Below are 16,426 nucleotides of genomic sequence, written 5' to 3' on the forward strand. Positions count from 1 at the left end.
TCTGGGCGGTTTTTTTATGGAGCATGAAAAATGCCAGATCCAAATGAAGAACGGCTGAAGTATTTATTCAATGCCTCAGCAATCGAAGTGCCGAAAGCCGAGGAAGGGCAGAAACGGAAATTTAAAGGCACTGCTTATGCCGGTGGTCGTGTAGATGGTCACTGGTATTGGGGGCGCTCCGGTGTGGTCTTTGATCTTGATGGAATTGAGATTGATAAGCCGACAGCCTTACTTGAAGAACACTTCGGCTCAAGTCGAATTGGTGTAGTTCAAGCTGTAGATACAAATGGAAAGATTGATGTATCTGGTGATTTTCTTACGAATGCGAAAGCACAAGAGATTGTTCAAGACTCTGATGACGGTTTCCCATTCCAGATGTCGATGATGATTGATCCAGGATCCATTGAAGAAGTATCACAAGGCAAATCGGTCACTGTTAATGGTCAGTCCTTTGAAGGCCCGATCACAATCTTCCGTCAAAACCGTATTCGTGAATTTACGATCTGTTCAACAGGTGCTGATCGTAATACATCAATTAAAGCCTTTTCGGGCAAAGCTAACCCAAACCCAACCAAAGAGGACACCAACGTGACCGAATTAGAAAAAGCACAACAGGCCAAAGAGCAGGCAGAGCGTGAGCGTGATGATGCGTTGACTGAACTTAAGCAATTCAAAGCGCAAAAGCGCGCTGATGAAATTGCAGCTTTAGAAACTGAGCTGAAAACACAGTTTAGTGCGGAAGATAAAACCGCTTATACCAATATGGATGATTCAGTTTTTACTTTCACGGCTAAGCAACTTCGTCAATTCTCAGCAGGTACTACTCAGCAGCCACCAGCTGGACAACAGCAACAACAAACACCAAGTGTGAATCCGGCATTTGCTCACTTGTTCACTCATCAAGCCAATCCGGGGCAGGGTGGTCAGTCAAATAACAATGACACTCACAAATTCACTTCAGGTGCACAAGCATTTGCAGAACAAAAGGGGAAATAATTCATGGCTATTCACTATGTACCACCTATTTCAGTCACCTCAAAACGACTGGTCTTGGACAATGAAAAGTTACGTCGTGCGAATGCCAAGGTGCCGACCGCCACAGCATTTAAATACGGTGATCTATTAACACTGTCAGATACCAATGTGCTGGCCCATGCCACTGATGAAAAAACGTGGGATGTGATCTGTGGGCAGAATGTCACTGCGGCTGAAGCCACTATCAAGGCTGCTGATGGAATCGAAATTCCGGTGTACTACGGCGGAGTGTTCAGTATTGAAGCTGTATCTGTAAATGGAACCTTGCTTACAACTGCTCAATATGACGCAGCGCGTGCACAGGCAACTAAAAACAAAATCGAACTTTCTAAGGTGTAATTAACATGCCACAGTCTTTTAATCTTGAGGGCACTCCGCTCGAACTTCTTGATGTGGGTGAACTCGCACTGATTCACTCGAATTACCGTCCGATGGATACCTGGCTTTTAGACAAGCTTTTCCCAAATCGCCCGTTATTCACCCGTGATGATGTACCTTTGGCTGAAGTATCTGCCGAACATGATCTGGCACCACTGGTATCTCCGCAACAGCCTGGTAAGCCATTTGATACCACCCAATCTGGTGAAGTACGCCATGTTAAACCGGCTTACTACAAGCCAAAAAACCAAGTCACTCCGGCTGAAACTTTTGAAATTGCCTTGCTGGAACGTTTACGTACCGCAGGCATCATCTCAACTGGTAACCAGCGATTGTCTGAGCAAGAGCAAATGATCATTGCTCAGATCTCGGTAATGAAGCGTAACCATGATGCGATTGATAACTCGGTCCTCATGATGGCAATTGATTTACTGAAAAATGGTAAATACGCGCTTCACTCCGATGATTATGAATACAACCTGGTGGATTACCGTCGTGATGCATCTTTAACATTTACGCCGTTAACCAAGTGGAATGAAGTTGGTGCTAAACCAGTAACTGATATCCGCACTATGCTTGAACGTCAATTGGCTGCTGATGGTGGTGAAGCTAAGCTATCTGTTATGTCTGGCTTGGTTTGGGCGGCTCTCTGGAACAATGAAGAGTTTAAGAAAGAGTTCATCACGCCGTATGCCGGTATTTCTGTTCCAGTGAATCCAAGTTTTGGTGTTAAGGAATCAGCGACATTCAAGGGCACTTTTGATGGAATTGAATTCTGGGTATATGACGCAACCTACCGCAACAAGGGCAAGGTGAATCGTTTTATTCCTAAGGATTACTTCTCTTTGATCTCTGATACTAATGGTTCAGTTGCTCACTGTAAGATTAAAAACATGTTGGCCAACGGCGTTGCTCAGCAATACTTTGATCGTCAGTGGTACTGCGAAGATCCAAGCGGAATCATGCTGATGACTGAATCTGCTCCACTGGTTGTGCCGTCTAATAAGAACGGCGTCGTTGGTGGTACTGGCTTTATCACCCTATAAGGAGCAAGACATGCCGAAGTACACAGCAAAACAATCCATCGGGCATTTTATGCCAGGTGATGAAATCAAAGGGCTTGAAGCTAAACAACTTCAGGCCCTTTTAGCATCTGGGGCTATTGAAGAATATCAAGAGCTTGAAGAACCTAAGGCAGACAATACCGCTGTTCGTCTGGCTGAACTGGAAAAGGCCAATGCCGAGCTGACAACAGCAAATGCAGCCTTAACCGAAGCCAGCCAGACGGCTGCAGCTGACAAGGCTAAAGCAGATCAGGAAATTGCCGAGCTAAAAGCTAAAGTGGCTGAACTGGAAAAGGTTAAACCTGCTGCAAAACCTAAAGCAGATGCCAAGCCTGCGGATGAAACCAAGTAGGTGATCTATGTATGCGACTAAAGCTGATTTAGTCGCTCGATTTGGTGAAAACGTACTTAACCTTGCACTCATGTTTCCTGCTGATGCTCCAGATCCATTAGAGACAGCATTGCAAGATGCTTGTGAGGAAGTGGACGGATATCTAGCAGTGCGCTACCCATTACCCTTGCCAAATGTGCCTAACAATTTAAAGCGAATAGTGTGTGAAATTGCTCGCTATAAACTTTATTTCGAGGAAGCACCTGAAGCTACCGAAGTCCGTTACAGGATGGCGATAGATTTCTTAAAGGGTGTACGGGATGGCAAAAACTCACTGGCAATTTTAGATACCAGTAACCAAATTAGCGACGACCAACCCAAAGGGCGACCTTCGACGGCACCAGTCGGCACTTCATATACCGGTGGTGTATTTGGAGATTCTATCCTGGATCAAATGCCCAGCATGAAGTGAGGTGTTTATGGCTTTTGCAATAATCATTCAAGCTGATAGCTCACCTATCGAAGCGGTGCTTAAACAATTGGGTAGCTTTGACTCATTAAAGGCTCAGTTATTTGATGAGATCGGTGCTGGGTTGGTGAATAGTATTCAGCATCGGTTTTTAACCGGTACTGGTGTGGATGGTAACCCGTGGAAGATTTCATGGAGAGCCAAGCTGCAAGGTGGCGAAACGCTACGTGATACTGGCCGCCTAATGAATTCCTACACACACAATGTTCTTTCAAGCGGTGTGGAGGTGGGTACAGATGTTGCGTATGCACCCCATCTGCATTATGGCGCAACAATCCTACCCAAGAATGGCCAATACATCACCTTTGCAGTGGGTGGCCAATATCGGAAAGTTAAGCAATCCATTATTCCACCTCGGACTCAACTCGGTCTTGATGCGGAAGATGAAGTCATGGTTTTGGATATTGTTGGGAGTTTTATAGATGAGCACCTTCTTCGCGGTACGTGATGAGATTGCAGAAAAGCTGAAAGAAATTCCTGAATTTCTAAAGATCTATACGCCGTTGAATTCAGTCAGCGTAACAGAGATGTCACAAGTCACGCCATCTGCACATGTCAATTTTGTTCGTATCGACAAGAAAGCCAGTGCGGGTCGTGGAAGTATCAATCAGATCGGTCAGCAATGGGCGGTTACGGTTGCATGCCGCAATGCTCAATCTCAGATGACTGATGGACGTGCTGTAAGTGATGAAGCCGGGCTTTTGACTGAAAAAGTTATTCAACTTCTGTCAGGCTGGCAGCCTCAAGCATCGCGTACTGCACTAGATTTCATATCAGTTCGAGATGGGTATAGTCCAGGCTTTGCATACATCACTATTATTTTTGAATCACAGAAATTTATTTAGGAGCCAGTCATGGCAAAACAATACAAGGCAACTCAGCCTGTCGGTCGCTTTAAAAAAGGTGATGTAGTCGGCGGGCTGGATGATGCTCAAATTAAAAAATTACTGGCAGATGGTGTGATTCAGGAAGTACCTGAAGCTAAAGCCGCTGCTCCAGCCAAGAAAACCACAGGGGATGAAAAGTAATGGCTAAATCAGATTTAATCTCGCTTCAAGGCGAGCTTCATTTGGCGAAGATGGTTAATAGTGTGCCATCTGCCTTATTGCCCGTTGGTAATACACCGGAATTGCAGATCGCAATCTCTAGTGAATCCACTGATCACTATGAAAGTAAAACCGGCCTCCGTGCTAAGGATGCGGTACTACGCAAACAAACTGCAGTGGCTATCTCTGGTACGCTTGAAGAAGTAACAAAGCAAAACTTAGCAATGGTCCTAAGTGGCAAATCAATCGAAATCCCTGAAACTCAGCTGACTGATATTACTCTGGGTGCTGTAGAAGCTGGCGCCATGATTGACTTAGGACATCGTAATTTAAGTGAAGTGGATTTTAAAGACAGCTCGGATGTTGCCATCACTTCAGATAAATATGTACTGGATGCTGTTTACGGCACAGTCATTTTTAATGAAGCTATTGTTGGTTCAGTTAAGTTTTCTGCCAAAGCCGGTGCTAAGACACGTACTACAATTGCAACTAACCTAGGTAATGAATATCGCTTGCTGTTTAAAGGCATTGATACTGTTACAGGCGATAAGGTGATCTTAACTTTATGGCGCGTCGAATTTTCGCCAGATACCGAGTTTGATCTAATTCATGAGGACTTCGGATCTTATTCAATTGAAGGTGAAGCACTGGCAGATATCTCTAAAGCTAATGATGAAGAGCTAAGTGTATTTGGTCATATTGAGCGTTTTAGCGTAGCTGCATAAACCCATAAACCATACAGGCACAAAGAACTCCACGGCGCTATGCGTCTTTTTTTGTGCCTGCCTTATAGTAATAAGTCTTAAAACATTTAAGATGAAACTTAATAAATAGTAAAAAATAAAGATTATGTAATCTTTTGTTATTCTAATTTTCATCTGATGGGGATATAAAAGATATTCAGTTCATGTTAAGAATAAAACTGCTATGACTAAAATAGAAATATTTGTCTCCATCCTAGCCGTAATAATTATTTCTACTATTATTTATCTTGTATGTCAGTAAGTTAGTAAGCTAAGAACCTCCTTCGGGAGGTTTTAAATAACTTGAAATCTTTATTAATTATTTAATATTTACATAAAAAAGCCCTAAAGCGTCTAAACATAAAATTACAAAAGTATGTGCAAATACAATCAGCTTAATCAACAAAATAATGTAAAGTTCCGCCTTTAGGAAAAGGGGGGCTTATGAAACATATAGTTTTTTTGTTGGTTTTTACAATATTAACTGGATGTAGTCAGCAAGAATTTAATGCTCAATCTTCTAATCCAGAGATATTAAAAGAACAACAGCTCAAATCAATACGAGAAATAACTAAAACTTTTCTTCCAAATCCTGATTCAGCTAAGTTTCGTAATCAAATAGGAGAGTGTGGAGAGGTAAGCTATAGGGACAAAGATAACAAATACACTGCTTTCCAACGCTTTGTTGTGATTGAAAAAAATATAGTGCTTGTAGAAAATCAGACGGATCAAAAACAGTTCGAACTATCGTGGAACAGTGCCTGTATACCAAGCTGGAATAAATAATTATTAAGCCCTCATTAGAGGGCTTTCTTTTATTCATCAGATGATTCGGGTGTGTTTGCTTGCTTCCTTGCATGCTCTAAAGCAACCTGTTGTGCTTCAGCTGCAGCAGTAGCTTCAATTGGTGGTTCTGATGCAATAGCTGCGGTGCCAGTGAATCCGAATAAAGCCAATATTAGAATTTTCGAATACTTTTTCATTTGAATTTCCTCTACGTTTCTAAGACTTAATTTCAGTGTAGAGAATGATTTAAATCGTGGATGTAGCAGCTATGTCGGGATATGTAAGATATTCAGGTCTAAAGTTATAGGTTTCTAGGTTTGCGTAAGAATGCTTTTCGGTTGAAACTTTTTGTTGAGTTGCTTAACGAAATGTTTGAATGCTTCAGTAGGTAGCTACACTCTAAAGAAACTTCCCTAACTTCTAAATCTTTGTAACATCCAATAATTTTTTTGTAACCTTTATGTTATAAATTGTTTGCTTTGCTTATCATATGAATGATGAAAAGTGGAGCGCTGAAGATGCTAACAAAAACAGAAATCGTTGTTGTCATACTAATGGTACTAGCCTTAATTTTTATCGTTTATGAGATGGGACAAGGTGGTAGTTGGACTTTATAGAATTCAGCCTTTATCAAAGTTAAAAGAAAAGCACCTTCGGGTGTTTTTTTAATGTCTAAAATTTATCTCGGGATTCCACCATGAATGATTTTTTCTTAGCAACAAATCGAAGTGTCAGAGTCAATGACATCGAAGTGCGCCAGATCCAGATAAAAGACTTCGACACCTGGGCAATGCATGCTGAGTTGATTAAGAACTTCATCAAAGACCAGAATCATTCAGATGAGATTTTGACAGGGCTATTCAAGGCTCATGGTGTACAGGTCATTTCGACCATGGCATGTGTCACTGATCTGAATAATGAATCACTGGTAGAGCTTGCTGCTGATGAGCAAGGATTTAAAGATCTGCTTAAAGCGGTGCTTCTGGTCAATCAAGCTTACTTTAAATACGAAAAGCCAAAACGCGGCATCAAAAAGAAAGATGACTCCACTTGGTTTGATTCATTCCAGTTTCTGGTATCAACGGGCCATCAGCATAGCGAGATCATGAACATGACCTACGGCGCATTCCAAGGCTACGTTAAGGCTGCAAATAAGCTGTATAAGCAGGGAGTCTTCAATAACGCCGTTGCAGCGCGTGTAGCCCAGTCTGATAAGAAAGGTTTTGAGTCATTTAAGAAAGAAATGGTTTCTGATTGATAAAGAAATAAGCAAACAGTAGTATGGCCATATTAAATCAATACTTATAAGGGGTCATATGGGAAGTTATATTGAAGAGAACTTGGCTAGAGATGAGAAAATCATTATCAAAGCACAAGTGACATGGTTATCTCAATTCTGGTATTTGTTGTTCGGGGGGCTATTTATTTTATCTGCGCTGGGATCAAAGAGCGGAGTTTCTTTGTTTATCGGACTAATTTTAATTGGGATAGCTGCTATACATGTTCTAACAACAGAGCTAGCTCTAACAAATAGACGTATCATTGCTAAGTCTGGATTAATTCGAAGAAATACAATTGAATTAAAAGTAAATCGTGTTGAAAGTTTAGGGGTCGATCAAGGCATCTTGGGGCGAATTCTTAATTTTGGGTCTATTGTAGTTAAAGGGGTGGGTGGCTCACATGCACCAATTCCATATATTTCACGACCAATGGAATTCAGACAGCAAGTAAATAATTTTCTCGATGAATTAGATGATGCTGATAAAAAAGTATCGTAAATCAAAAGCACCCTAGGGTGCTTTTTTGATGCTTCTCATATTTGAGAATCGCTTTTAGATTCTCAAGCCCTTCATAACAACTTGCGTGTAATTATGGTTAAGGATTAGAACTAACCTGAAAATTGATTATATAGTACAAAAGGCGAAAAGATTTCTCTATCACATGAAGAGAAATTGCAGCAAGGTTTAAAAAATTATAGGGATAAATATGAAAAACGGTTTATTAAGAGTGCTTGTTGTTAATGCAAATGATTCTATCGTTGTAGAAAAGAAGCAAACACTACCTATTACTTTAAGTGTAAATGGCCAGTTGATTAGTGGTGAATTAATATCAAGAAGTGAGTTTTTCACTCTCGAACAGAATGTAATCTTAAAACATCATGTAGATATTATTGATGCACAGATAGTCGAAGAAAAAGGCGAAATTCCAGAAACGCCAATGGATGAACTTCAATATCTTCATCTAAAAAATGCTGCGTATTGGGTGAATGGGGTTAAAGTTCCTTCAAGCCAAACAAGTATAATAGTCAACATAGACTCGGTAGATGCATTTAATCTCGGAATGCTGCAATCTAGCCAATAGACTCTTTTAATTATTGCATAAGCTCACTTCGGTGGGCTTTTTTTATACCCAAAAAAAGCAAAAAGCCCATGATTACGAGTCACGGGCTTTTTTGTGTTCACAACCTTATGGCAGAAGGAAGCAAACCATAGATGAATTTTAACCTAGATTTAAAGGTTGATAAAGCAATGAATCAATTATCAGAAAGTAAAGCATTAAGGCGCTGGACCTACATTGTCTGCTTCTTGGTGATTGTAGGTGTAGGGACATGGCAATTAGCACCCATACTACAAGCCATAGCAAAATTAATAGAAGTTCTTAAGTAAGCCGACCCAATAAGAGGTCGGTTTTTTATATCTGCTGCGCCTCAAGGCGCTTTTTTAATGCCTAAAATTTAGAGGCCCGTATGTCTGGTAAGAATTTAACATTCAAATTAATCATGGATGCCGACACCAAAGGATTTGTTGGCAATATCAAGCAGTCCGAAGATGCGGCAAAGTCTGTTTTTAGCGCAATAAAGCAAGAATCAGAGCGTTTAAAACAAGCAACCACTGATGCTTCCAAAGAGATGGGAAATATTATTCCTAAAGGCACCAGTGAGTTAGCAGACAAGCTTACCCAGTCCCTAAATGCTGCTACAGGCATTATCAAAGATGCTGGTGACAACGCAAAATCTACAGCAGGGAATTTTACTGATTTTGGCAATAGAACCGAAAAAGCTTTGAGCCAACTTAAAGGGGATTTAGCTCAAGCCAAGCAAAACCTTGAAGCGTTTTCAAAAACTAAAGCTTCACCTGCAGATATTGAAAAAGCACAAGTCCAGGTTGATCAACTAGAAAAAGAAGTGCAGCAAGCAGATCAGGCTTTTAGTGGATTTCAGGCTGAAGTAGGTAAGGCAAATACAAGTCTAAAAGAAACAGATACAGCAGCTCAGACGGCGCAGAAGGGAATAGGGGTACTAAAAACCGGATTTACCGCCCTTATTGGGGTTATGGGCGGTATTGGTATTGGCTTAGGCCTTCGTGAGTTAGCAGAGGCTGCGGATTCCTATACCAACCTTTCAGCTCGAATCAACATCGCAACCAGTGATGGTGGAAATTTTACTCAAGCCATGGCTAGGGTGCACCAGGTTGCATTGATGACCAACTCAAGTCTGGATGCCACCGCTGGTCTATTTACCAAGGTGAATGATACCGGTAAGCAAATGGGCTTAACTCAGCAGCAGAGTCTAGATCTGGTCAAAACCATTAACATGGCCATTCAAACTGGCGGTGGGTCAGCAGCTGCAGCTGATGCAGCAATAACCCAATTCACGCAAGCATTACAGTCTGGTGTACTCCGTGGTGATGAGTTCAACTCGATCATGGAGCAGGCTCCGGGCATCTCTAAAGCCTTAGCTCAGTCATTAGGTGTGACCACTGGTGAACTGCGTAAAATGGCTGAGAATGGTGAGCTATCAGCAGAGAAGGTTATTAAGGCATTGCAAAGCCAATCCGCTGCAATTGAAGCCGATTATACTAAGTTTCCAACCACCATTGGCAATGCCTTACAGCGAATCGCTACACAGTGGCAGATCTTGATCGGCACAATGGACCAGGCAAACGGTGCATCAGCAACGGTAGCGCAGTGGCTGGTTACTCTTGCTGACAATATGGATGTGATAGAGGCCATACTCGAAGATATTGGTGAAGGCTTTATCTGGGTAGGGGATCAGCTTAAAAAAATCGATCCAGCCACAATTGAGGCACTTAAAGAGGCATTAAGCACTACCTACGAGACTATTCAGTCCATGGCTGGTTCTTTAGGCAATGGAATTGGAATCGCCGTAGACCAGCTTGATACGTTGCTTGGAGCAATATTTAATTTTGAAAGCGGCATAGATACAGCAACAGATAAGACTAATGGCTTCACCAAAGCCTTGCAGGCTCTCAATGTAGTATTTGGATTCATTGGTGATGGTTTTGAAGCAATTAGTATAGTTGCCAACCTGCTTGCTGGCGTGTTTTATGATGTTGGTGCTGCATGGATAGGGTTTAAAGCCAATTTCAAATGGGGCGATGCCAAGGATCAGGCTATTGCAGATATGGATGCAATGGCCAAGAAAGCACAGGACTATTATGACCGTGCAACTGCTGGTGCAATGGGCTTTAAATCTGCAGGTATTGCTGCTATTGAAGACATTGGAAAGACCCAAGATCAGAAAAACCAAGAATCCCTGCAGAGCAACAATGCCACCTTTGCAGAACTAGCAAAGCAGAATCAAGAATTTACCCAAAAGTCTAAAGATTTGGCAGCAGAACGTTCTGCCATCGATGCGCAATTAAATCAAGCGCGCAAGGATGGCAACCAGTCGACCATTGATGCAATCATTCAGAAATCTAATGAACTGGAGGGCCGCGAAAAGGAGCATGCAGCCAATAAAGCCGCATTAGATAAGGATATGCTGGCTTCTGCTCAGGCTTATGCCGAGGCTGCTATCAAGGCCAATGGCGGTGTCATGGACGGCGTGATGCAAGCCGATCTATTAACCAAAGGCTACATCGTTACTATGGATGAAGCTGGAAAGGTTAGTGTTCAGGCTGGCCTGAGTGCAGAACAGGCTGCTGAAAGCGCTGCCAAAAAAGAAGAAGCTCTCAAGTTGGCCAAGGAGAATGTTAAGAAAGCCGATGAGGAATATCTGGCTTATCAGAAACAGGCTGCAGCTGAACGTGCACTCCTGGAACAACAGATTGAGCAAGCCAAGAAGACTGGTGATCTAAATGCCTTAGCCTCCGCTCAAGCTTCAATTAATGCCATTAATACCAAAGAAGCTGAGCTAGCCCAAAACCGTGATTTACGTATAGCTGAACTCAATAAGGCTAATACTGGATCCGGTCAGGTGGCTGAAACAGCGTATTCAAGAGCATCTGCCGCTGCCAAGCTATTTGGTGTAGATCTGGATGTTTCGCTAAACAAGGTTTCTAAGTCTTTTTCTAGTTCTGGAAATGAACTGGATGGGCTTAAAACTAAGTTAGGTGAGGCAGGGTATACCGGTAAACAGGCTGGTGATGTTCTTTACCAAGCATGGGAGGAGTGGCTTAGTAAGGCGAAAAGTCAAGCTGAGATTGATGCAGCAAATGCCAAGATGCGTGAGTTTGAGGCACAAGGAGTATTCTCAACCAAGCAGGTTGAATTGGGTATTGTTGCAATAAAGAGAGCTACTTCTGAGTTACCTGATGTCTTAGATGAAACAGGAAAGGCTTTTGAGCGCCTTGGTATTAAAACCAAAGAGCAACTTCGATTGTCAGCCCAAATGGCATTGGCTGATTTTGAAACAGTACGCCAGAGTGGCCAGGCTACTCAAGCGGATCTTCAAAAGGCTTATGAAAAGACAATTCAGCTGGCGTATGCCTCGGGTGATGCTCAAAGCATCGCAGCCGCAAATGCCAAAGCAGCTTCACTAGGTTTATCGATCCAGGTAAGTGAAACCGGCCAAGTTTCAGTAAAAGCCAACAATGCTGTGGAAGAAAGCTTACACCGTGTTCGCAATGCCACAGGTAATGCAGGTGATGGCTTTGATGATCTAGGTCGTAGAGGCGTTAGAGCAGGTAACGATACTACTGAAGCATGGGAAGAAGCTCGCAAAGCAACGGAAGCAGCTATGGCTTCTCAGGGCAAGATGAAGGCATCCAAAACCGGAACAACCGCTAAACACGGGCTTTCTGTTGAAGAAATTGAACAGAGGCTTAAGGATATTGGTTATGAAGGTGATACCAAGCAAAAAGCCAAAGAGCTTTTCCAAGATGCCGAACCAGTGGCGGGTGGTTATTACAAATCTGCTTCCAATGAGTGGGTGAAGAGAAAGTATGGGACCACTGCCTATGACAACCAGAAGGCTCTTGGTAATGCCATGTATGTTATGGAGCAGATTGAACGGCTGGAGCAGTATGTTGGCAAGAATGGTAGATCAATCGGATCTAGTAACCTAAATGACTATGCGCCGTCTATTCCTTCCGTACCATCAACTAAAGACTATGGTAAGGGTGGTGATAGTGTGAATTACAACATTCAATTCGGAGGTCAAACCCTATCCCTGACAGGCGATGCAAGCCAAAAGGATGTGATGACCAGTCTGGTAAATCAATTAAAAGGTATAGCGAAATCAACATGAAACTCATTCGCTTAGCAACATCCGAAACCGTCCCATTAGAGGACGGTTTTTTATGGCCTGATGAATTCTCCTGGAAGGCTATTGAGCAAACACAAAACTTCACCATTGATGGCTCTCTGATCATTCAGGAAGGCAAAAAGAAGTCGGGTCGACCAATTACCTTGCAACCGGCAGATCCACAGATGGGTTGGATCAGGTTGCGTGAACTGCGGACTGTTTTGGAGTGGTCAAAACTGCAAGATGAAAATTTCAGACTGCAGTTTGAGCAACCACATGATAGCCGGCAATTCACCGTCAAATTTAACCACCAGGATGGGGCTTTAGAGGCCGCACCGGTAAAAGGAATTCCAGCGGTATCACTGGATGATTATTTTAATGTGACCTTGCGCTTTACGGAGTTAGACGATGGCGATTGAAACCAAGGATTTAGTAATCTACAAGTCTGAACGCTTGACTGATAACTCGGATGGTGGTGGTAAATATTCTGGTGTCGTGGTGCAGGATGGTATCAGTAACAACCTATTCAATGATGTGTCGGAAATGGATCGCACCATGGGCGATGTCTCCATGCGTAAGGTCTTTCCAGCAGTCACAACCGAAGACACTGATTTACTGATGGGTGCAACGGTATTTGTCTCTGAACTGCCAAAGGATCCAAACGTATCAGCATTATTGTTCAGCACCAAAAGCTGGACGGATGAACGTCAGTCTGCTCAAAACCGGGTGGAAAACTACCTAGCCAAAGGCGGTCAGATTGCTGGCACACCACTCGATACCCATTGGCAGGGCATGTCATCACTCCAGGTGGCCATGTTTCCGCAAGAAACTGAATCATCCGTTGGGGATACGGTTGTCCTGATCAGTGATGAAGGCAAGGTCTTAGAGCGTGAGCAGTATGTGCGAATCACTAAAGTTGAAACACGCACTGCGATCATGGTGGTCAACAATAAGGATGTTGAGTACAAGGTTGCCACTTACTCTCTAAATGATGCTCTGGAAGTTGATTTTGTCGGTTTATCAGCACGTCAGTGGTACAACGGTGAGAAATCCAAGACCATCATTCGGGATACGATTGTTGCGGATACCGGCCTTTACTATTCATCGACTGCATTGGCAGATGATGCCAATGTGGGTGAATTCACGGTAAATGCCAAAAGTATCTTTGCTCAACTGATTCCATCTGCTCAGACTGAAACCCCGATCATTGATGTAAACGCTGCAGGTGAAAGTGTAGTTCTGGTGGCGGGTAATGAAGGCACCATTACTGTTAATTATCCAAATATGGTGATTGGTGTGAGTCAGAATCTCTATATCGGCTCTGCAGTGATTCCATCCAGTATGGCTTTCACATTACAAGGCCAGCAGATCACTGACCAAGGTGGATTGCTTAAGAACAACCAGGGAACACAAGTCGGCACGATTGATTACCAGCGTGGTTTAATCCAATGGACCGCGGCAGCACCGGCTGGAACCTCAAGTTTGAATATTACGTTCAAGCCAGCCGCTGCACCAAATCAGTATTACCAAAGCCATGCGATTCCAGTGACTCAGAATAACCAAAGCACCAACTGGACCGGAGTATTGATTCCAATCCCCGCACCGGGAGCTTTATCAATTTCCTACATGTCACAGGGCAAATTCTATGAACTTAAAGATGATGGATCTGGGCAGTTAAAGGCTGCCAGTCCGTCATTTGGTTCGGGTATGATCAACTATGAAACCGGCTCATGGCTATTAACGACTGGTGCATTACCAGATGTAGATACACCGATCCTGCTGAACTGGGGCACACCAATTGTCACTTTTGTTCGATCAAACCTGAGTGTTGAAAAAGCTGCATTTGAGTTTGATTTGGGTCGACCGGGTGTATTGCCGGGTATCACCATCAACTGGTTGCTTGAGGGTGAGTCCAAAACTGCAACTTCCAATGCTCAAGGCAAGTTTACTGGTGATGCCACAGGTGAAATCAATTATGCCACCGGGATTGGCAAAATCATTCCCGTCAAGCTGCCGCAGAAAGGCACGGTCTTTTCGGTGATCTATAACTATGGATCATCACTTGAACAAACCAAGATGGATGTTACCCCTGCAAATCAAAAGCTGACCTTTACCATTGGTACCGGACCAGCAATTCAGCCAAATAGTGTTGAGTTAAAAATTCCACTTCATAGCAGTGAGGGGATTTCAGGGTCTGTAACCCTGACAGATGTGCCGGTGAATGCAACTATGGGTAATCTAGTGAATAGCCGCGGTCAAGTGCAAGGCACCATTATCTATGCCACTGGCGCAGTTGAAGTCACACCAAAAAGTTCAGCGAGCAGGTTTGTGCAAACCTTTACACCTATGGCTACCTATGCGGCTGCCTAGCGAGGAAATATGTCTTTTTATTCTCCACAAACGTCAGATATTCAAGGCGAACAGGTTGAGCTGAAGGCCTTTAATGCCGTTGATGTTCAAGTGAAATACCGCGATACATCAGGCTCCAATTCAGCAACCCACACCGTGACGGCAAACAAGCTCAAATTGGATTTATCCTCCGGTTTTGATGAGCAGATTCTGACAGGTTCAGCCCGATTCAAAGTGGGCGCTGACACCTTTCTGGATCGTACTGGTTTGCTATATCGCAATGTGAATCCAGCCAATAACAGCGGGATTCAGTCTGGTGTTATTCAGTATGGTACCGGGATTGTTGAAATTGATTCCTGGACACCGAATGCAGACAACACCATTGCATTGGAGTCTTTAACCACTACGACCGACCTGTTACCGGTCAACAAGATCAGCTTTAGAACTCCAATCATGCCGATCCGGCCACAATCCTTAACTGTGGTTGTAGGTACCATTGAATTTGGTCAGCTCACATTAACCGCTGATGAAAATGGGGTGATTGAAACCAGTCGGGCGCATGGTCAAGTGAATTGGGATAATGGTTTTGTCACCATTTACTTCTACACCAAAACCAAAATCACCGAAGCTAACCGGGCTGAGATTGAGACCAATGATTGGTATGATCCGCTGCTGGAATACCAAGAGGGAGCTGATGCTTATATCAATGTGCCAGTCTGGGTCGATGCTTCATCAGTACGTTATAACGCAGTGGCTTATACCTATATTCCATTGGATTCTGAAATTCTAGGTCTGTCTGCCACGCGTTTGCCGATCGATGGCCGGGTGCCGATATTCCGCGTTGGTGGGATTGGTATTGTCAGCTCAAGCAAGGCTCAGGAGCTGCCTAGTGCAATTGCGGGCACTACCTATGATTTAAACGATCAACGCATTTCATGGGCAGAACTCGAAGATGCCAACGGAACGAAAGTAGCCTTCGATTTGTACACGGTTGATTATGATTATGGCCGTGTGACGCTCGGTGGTGATTTTGTGCTGGGTAATCTGGTTGCACCACTGACAGTCAAATATCGTTATCAGGATATGGGTTTGATCCGTGATGTGCAGATTAATGGTCAGCTGACTTTCACCAAGCCTTTAACCCATAACTATGATGCAGTAGATACCATAGTTGGTTCTGCTTTGGTCATTGGTGATATGCAGGCACGCTACACACGAAAGTTTGTGCAAGGTTCGTGGAGTAATGCCTGGGCAGATGAGCCAAGCTCAAGCATTTTAGCAAACTACAACGATTCGCTATATCCGCTTCAAATCACTAACAAGGGTGCGATTCAGGAGCGATGGGCATTGATCTTTACTGGAGATCAATCTTTTCGATGTATTGGTGAGTATTCCGGCCAGATTGGCACAGGTACCACCAATGCAGATTATGCGCCGATCAACCCGGTCACCGGTGTTCCATACTTCTCCATCAAGAAAGAAGGCTGGGGAGCAGGTTGGGCAAATGGTAATGTCCTACGTTTCAATACCGTGGCTGCCAATTTCCCGGTCTGGGTTATTCGAACCGTGAAGCAATCTGAACCAACTCTGATTTCAGATCATTTCCAGATCATGCTACGTGGTGACATTGATCGCGTTGTTTAAAATTTAAATCAAATATGGCCGCTTGATGCGGTCT

At 43.3% G+C, this 16,426-nt stretch carries 19 protein-coding genes; 18 read left to right on the forward strand and 1 reads right to left on the reverse strand.

Annotated elements, in window-relative coordinates; genetic code table 11:
* The first annotated feature begins 30 nt into the window (after positions 1-30).
* From F955_RS09480 to F955_RS09520, 10 genes are all read left to right on the forward strand, one after another.
* Positions 31-996 carry a hypothetical protein gene (locus F955_RS09480; protein ID WP_004893866.1) on the forward strand — a complete coding sequence of 322 codons (966 nt, stop codon included), beginning with the start codon at positions 31-33 and terminating at the stop codon, positions 994-996.
* Positions 997-999: 3 nt separating this feature from the next.
* Positions 1,000-1,374 (forward strand): hypothetical protein, encoded by a 375-nt coding sequence (locus F955_RS09485; protein ID WP_004893868.1) that lies wholly within the window; start codon positions 1,000-1,002, stop codon positions 1,372-1,374.
* A gap of 5 nt (positions 1,375-1,379) precedes the next feature.
* Complete coding sequence (locus F955_RS09490; RefSeq protein ID WP_004893870.1) at positions 1,380-2,459, forward strand: major capsid protein; 1,080 nt, start codon at positions 1,380-1,382, stop codon at positions 2,457-2,459.
* Between the two features lie 10 nt (positions 2,460-2,469).
* Entirely contained in the window at positions 2,470-2,829 is a 360-nt protein-coding gene (locus tag F955_RS09495) for a hypothetical protein (RefSeq protein ID WP_004893872.1), read from the forward strand.
* Positions 2,830-2,836: 7 nt separating this feature from the next.
* Positions 2,837-3,280 (forward strand): gp436 family protein, encoded by a 444-nt coding sequence (locus F955_RS09500; protein ID WP_004893875.1) that lies wholly within the window; start codon positions 2,837-2,839, stop codon positions 3,278-3,280.
* Between the two features lie 7 nt (positions 3,281-3,287).
* Positions 3,288-3,785 carry a phage virion morphogenesis protein gene (locus F955_RS09505; RefSeq protein ID WP_004893879.1) on the forward strand — a complete coding sequence of 166 codons (498 nt, stop codon included), beginning with the start codon at positions 3,288-3,290 and terminating at the stop codon, positions 3,783-3,785.
* Positions 3,760-4,182, forward strand: coding sequence for a phage tail terminator protein (locus tag F955_RS09510; protein WP_004646451.1), 423 nt, complete (start codon positions 3,760-3,762; stop codon positions 4,180-4,182). Before F955_RS09505 ends, F955_RS09510 begins: the two co-directional genes overlap by 26 nt.
* Positions 4,183-4,191: 9 nt before the next feature.
* Complete coding sequence (locus F955_RS16725; protein ID WP_004893882.1) at positions 4,192-4,365, forward strand: hypothetical protein; 174 nt, start codon at positions 4,192-4,194, stop codon at positions 4,363-4,365.
* Complete coding sequence (locus F955_RS09515) at positions 4,365-5,108, forward strand: phage tail tube protein (protein ID WP_004279617.1); 744 nt, start codon at positions 4,365-4,367, stop codon at positions 5,106-5,108. The genes F955_RS16725 and F955_RS09515 overlap by 1 nt, the downstream gene beginning before the upstream one ends.
* Positions 5,109-5,570: 462 nt before the next feature.
* Positions 5,571-5,912 (forward strand): hypothetical protein, encoded by a 342-nt coding sequence (locus F955_RS09520; protein WP_004893884.1) that lies wholly within the window; start codon positions 5,571-5,573, stop codon positions 5,910-5,912.
* A 29-nt stretch (positions 5,913-5,941) separates the two neighbouring features.
* Here the strand turns inward: F955_RS09520 and F955_RS16730 are convergent, their stop codons facing one another.
* A complete protein-coding gene (locus tag F955_RS16730; RefSeq protein ID WP_004279621.1) occupies positions 5,942-6,109 on the reverse strand; it encodes a hypothetical protein in 168 nt (55 codons plus the stop codon).
* A 500-nt stretch (positions 6,110-6,609) separates the two neighbouring features.
* Here F955_RS16730 and F955_RS09525 point away from each other — a divergent pair, with 500 nt between their 5' ends.
* From F955_RS09525 to F955_RS09555, 8 genes are all read left to right on the forward strand, one after another.
* Positions 6,610-7,170 (forward strand): hypothetical protein, encoded by a 561-nt coding sequence (locus F955_RS09525; protein WP_004893887.1) that lies wholly within the window; start codon positions 6,610-6,612, stop codon positions 7,168-7,170.
* A 58-nt stretch (positions 7,171-7,228) separates the two neighbouring features.
* Positions 7,229-7,690, forward strand: a complete 462-nt coding sequence (locus tag F955_RS09530) for a PH domain-containing protein (protein ID WP_004893891.1) — start codon at positions 7,229-7,231, stop codon at positions 7,688-7,690.
* A 208-nt stretch (positions 7,691-7,898) separates the two neighbouring features.
* Positions 7,899-8,273, forward strand: coding sequence for a hypothetical protein (locus tag F955_RS09535; RefSeq protein WP_004279626.1), 375 nt, complete (start codon positions 7,899-7,901; stop codon positions 8,271-8,273).
* A gap of 131 nt (positions 8,274-8,404) precedes the next feature.
* A complete protein-coding gene (locus F955_RS16735; RefSeq protein WP_004279628.1) occupies positions 8,405-8,578 on the forward strand; it encodes a hypothetical protein in 174 nt (57 codons plus the stop codon).
* Between the two features lie 80 nt (positions 8,579-8,658).
* The gene (locus F955_RS09540; RefSeq protein WP_004893894.1) at positions 8,659-12,402 is read left to right on the forward strand and encodes a tape measure protein; all 3,744 of its coding nucleotides are present in this window, start codon (positions 8,659-8,661) and stop codon (positions 12,400-12,402) included.
* Positions 12,399-12,818 carry a hypothetical protein gene (locus F955_RS09545; RefSeq protein WP_004893897.1) on the forward strand — a complete coding sequence of 140 codons (420 nt, stop codon included), beginning with the start codon at positions 12,399-12,401 and terminating at the stop codon, positions 12,816-12,818. Before F955_RS09540 ends, F955_RS09545 begins: the two co-directional genes overlap by 4 nt.
* Positions 12,808-14,769 (forward strand): hypothetical protein, encoded by a 1,962-nt coding sequence (locus tag F955_RS09550; protein WP_004893900.1) that lies wholly within the window; start codon positions 12,808-12,810, stop codon positions 14,767-14,769. Before F955_RS09545 ends, F955_RS09550 begins: the two co-directional genes overlap by 11 nt.
* A gap of 9 nt (positions 14,770-14,778) precedes the next feature.
* Positions 14,779-16,392: a hypothetical protein gene (locus tag F955_RS09555; RefSeq protein WP_004893902.1), complete on the forward strand. Its 1,614-nt coding sequence runs from the start codon at positions 14,779-14,781 to the stop codon at positions 16,390-16,392.
* The last annotated feature ends 34 nt before the right edge of the window (positions 16,393-16,426 follow it).

The organism is Acinetobacter schindleri CIP 107287, from assembly GCF_000368625.1.
In the GTDB taxonomy this organism is placed as follows: Bacteria; Pseudomonadota; Gammaproteobacteria; order Pseudomonadales; family Moraxellaceae; genus Acinetobacter; species Acinetobacter schindleri.

Excerpts from the sequence above, each read along its gene's own strand:
- F955_RS09480 (WP_004893866.1), top strand. The coding sequence starts at position 31 with ATGCCAGATCCAAATGAAGAACGGCTGAAGTATTTATTCAATGCCTCA.
- F955_RS16735 (WP_004279628.1), top strand. The coding sequence starts at position 8,405 with ATGAATTTTAACCTAGATTTAAAGGTTGATAAAGCAATGAATCAATTA.
- F955_RS09520 (WP_004893884.1), top strand. The coding sequence starts at position 5,571 with ATGAAACATATAGTTTTTTTGTTGGTTTTTACAATATTAACTGGATGT.
- F955_RS16725 (WP_004893882.1), top strand. The coding sequence starts at position 4,192 with ATGGCAAAACAATACAAGGCAACTCAGCCTGTCGGTCGCTTTAAAAAA.
- F955_RS09525 (WP_004893887.1), top strand. The coding sequence starts at position 6,610 with ATGAATGATTTTTTCTTAGCAACAAATCGAAGTGTCAGAGTCAATGAC.
- F955_RS09530 (WP_004893891.1), top strand. The coding sequence starts at position 7,229 with ATGGGAAGTTATATTGAAGAGAACTTGGCTAGAGATGAGAAAATCATT.
- F955_RS09495 (WP_004893872.1), top strand. The coding sequence starts at position 2,470 with ATGCCGAAGTACACAGCAAAACAATCCATCGGGCATTTTATGCCAGGT.
- F955_RS09550 (WP_004893900.1), top strand. The coding sequence starts at position 12,808 with ATGGCGATTGAAACCAAGGATTTAGTAATCTACAAGTCTGAACGCTTG.
- F955_RS09545 (WP_004893897.1), top strand. The coding sequence starts at position 12,399 with ATGAAACTCATTCGCTTAGCAACATCCGAAACCGTCCCATTAGAGGAC.
- F955_RS09490 (WP_004893870.1), top strand. The coding sequence starts at position 1,380 with ATGCCACAGTCTTTTAATCTTGAGGGCACTCCGCTCGAACTTCTTGAT.
- F955_RS09540 (WP_004893894.1), top strand. The coding sequence starts at position 8,659 with ATGTCTGGTAAGAATTTAACATTCAAATTAATCATGGATGCCGACACC.
- F955_RS09500 (WP_004893875.1), top strand. The coding sequence starts at position 2,837 with ATGTATGCGACTAAAGCTGATTTAGTCGCTCGATTTGGTGAAAACGTA.
- F955_RS09510 (WP_004646451.1), top strand. The coding sequence starts at position 3,760 with ATGAGCACCTTCTTCGCGGTACGTGATGAGATTGCAGAAAAGCTGAAA.
- F955_RS09555 (WP_004893902.1), top strand. The coding sequence starts at position 14,779 with ATGTCTTTTTATTCTCCACAAACGTCAGATATTCAAGGCGAACAGGTT.
- F955_RS09485 (WP_004893868.1), top strand. The coding sequence starts at position 1,000 with ATGGCTATTCACTATGTACCACCTATTTCAGTCACCTCAAAACGACTG.
- F955_RS09505 (WP_004893879.1), top strand. The coding sequence starts at position 3,288 with ATGGCTTTTGCAATAATCATTCAAGCTGATAGCTCACCTATCGAAGCG.
- F955_RS09535 (WP_004279626.1), top strand. The coding sequence starts at position 7,899 with ATGAAAAACGGTTTATTAAGAGTGCTTGTTGTTAATGCAAATGATTCT.
- F955_RS16730 (WP_004279621.1), bottom strand. The coding sequence starts at position 6,109 with ATGAAAAAGTATTCGAAAATTCTAATATTGGCTTTATTCGGATTCACT.
- F955_RS09515 (WP_004279617.1), top strand. The coding sequence starts at position 4,365 with ATGGCTAAATCAGATTTAATCTCGCTTCAAGGCGAGCTTCATTTGGCG.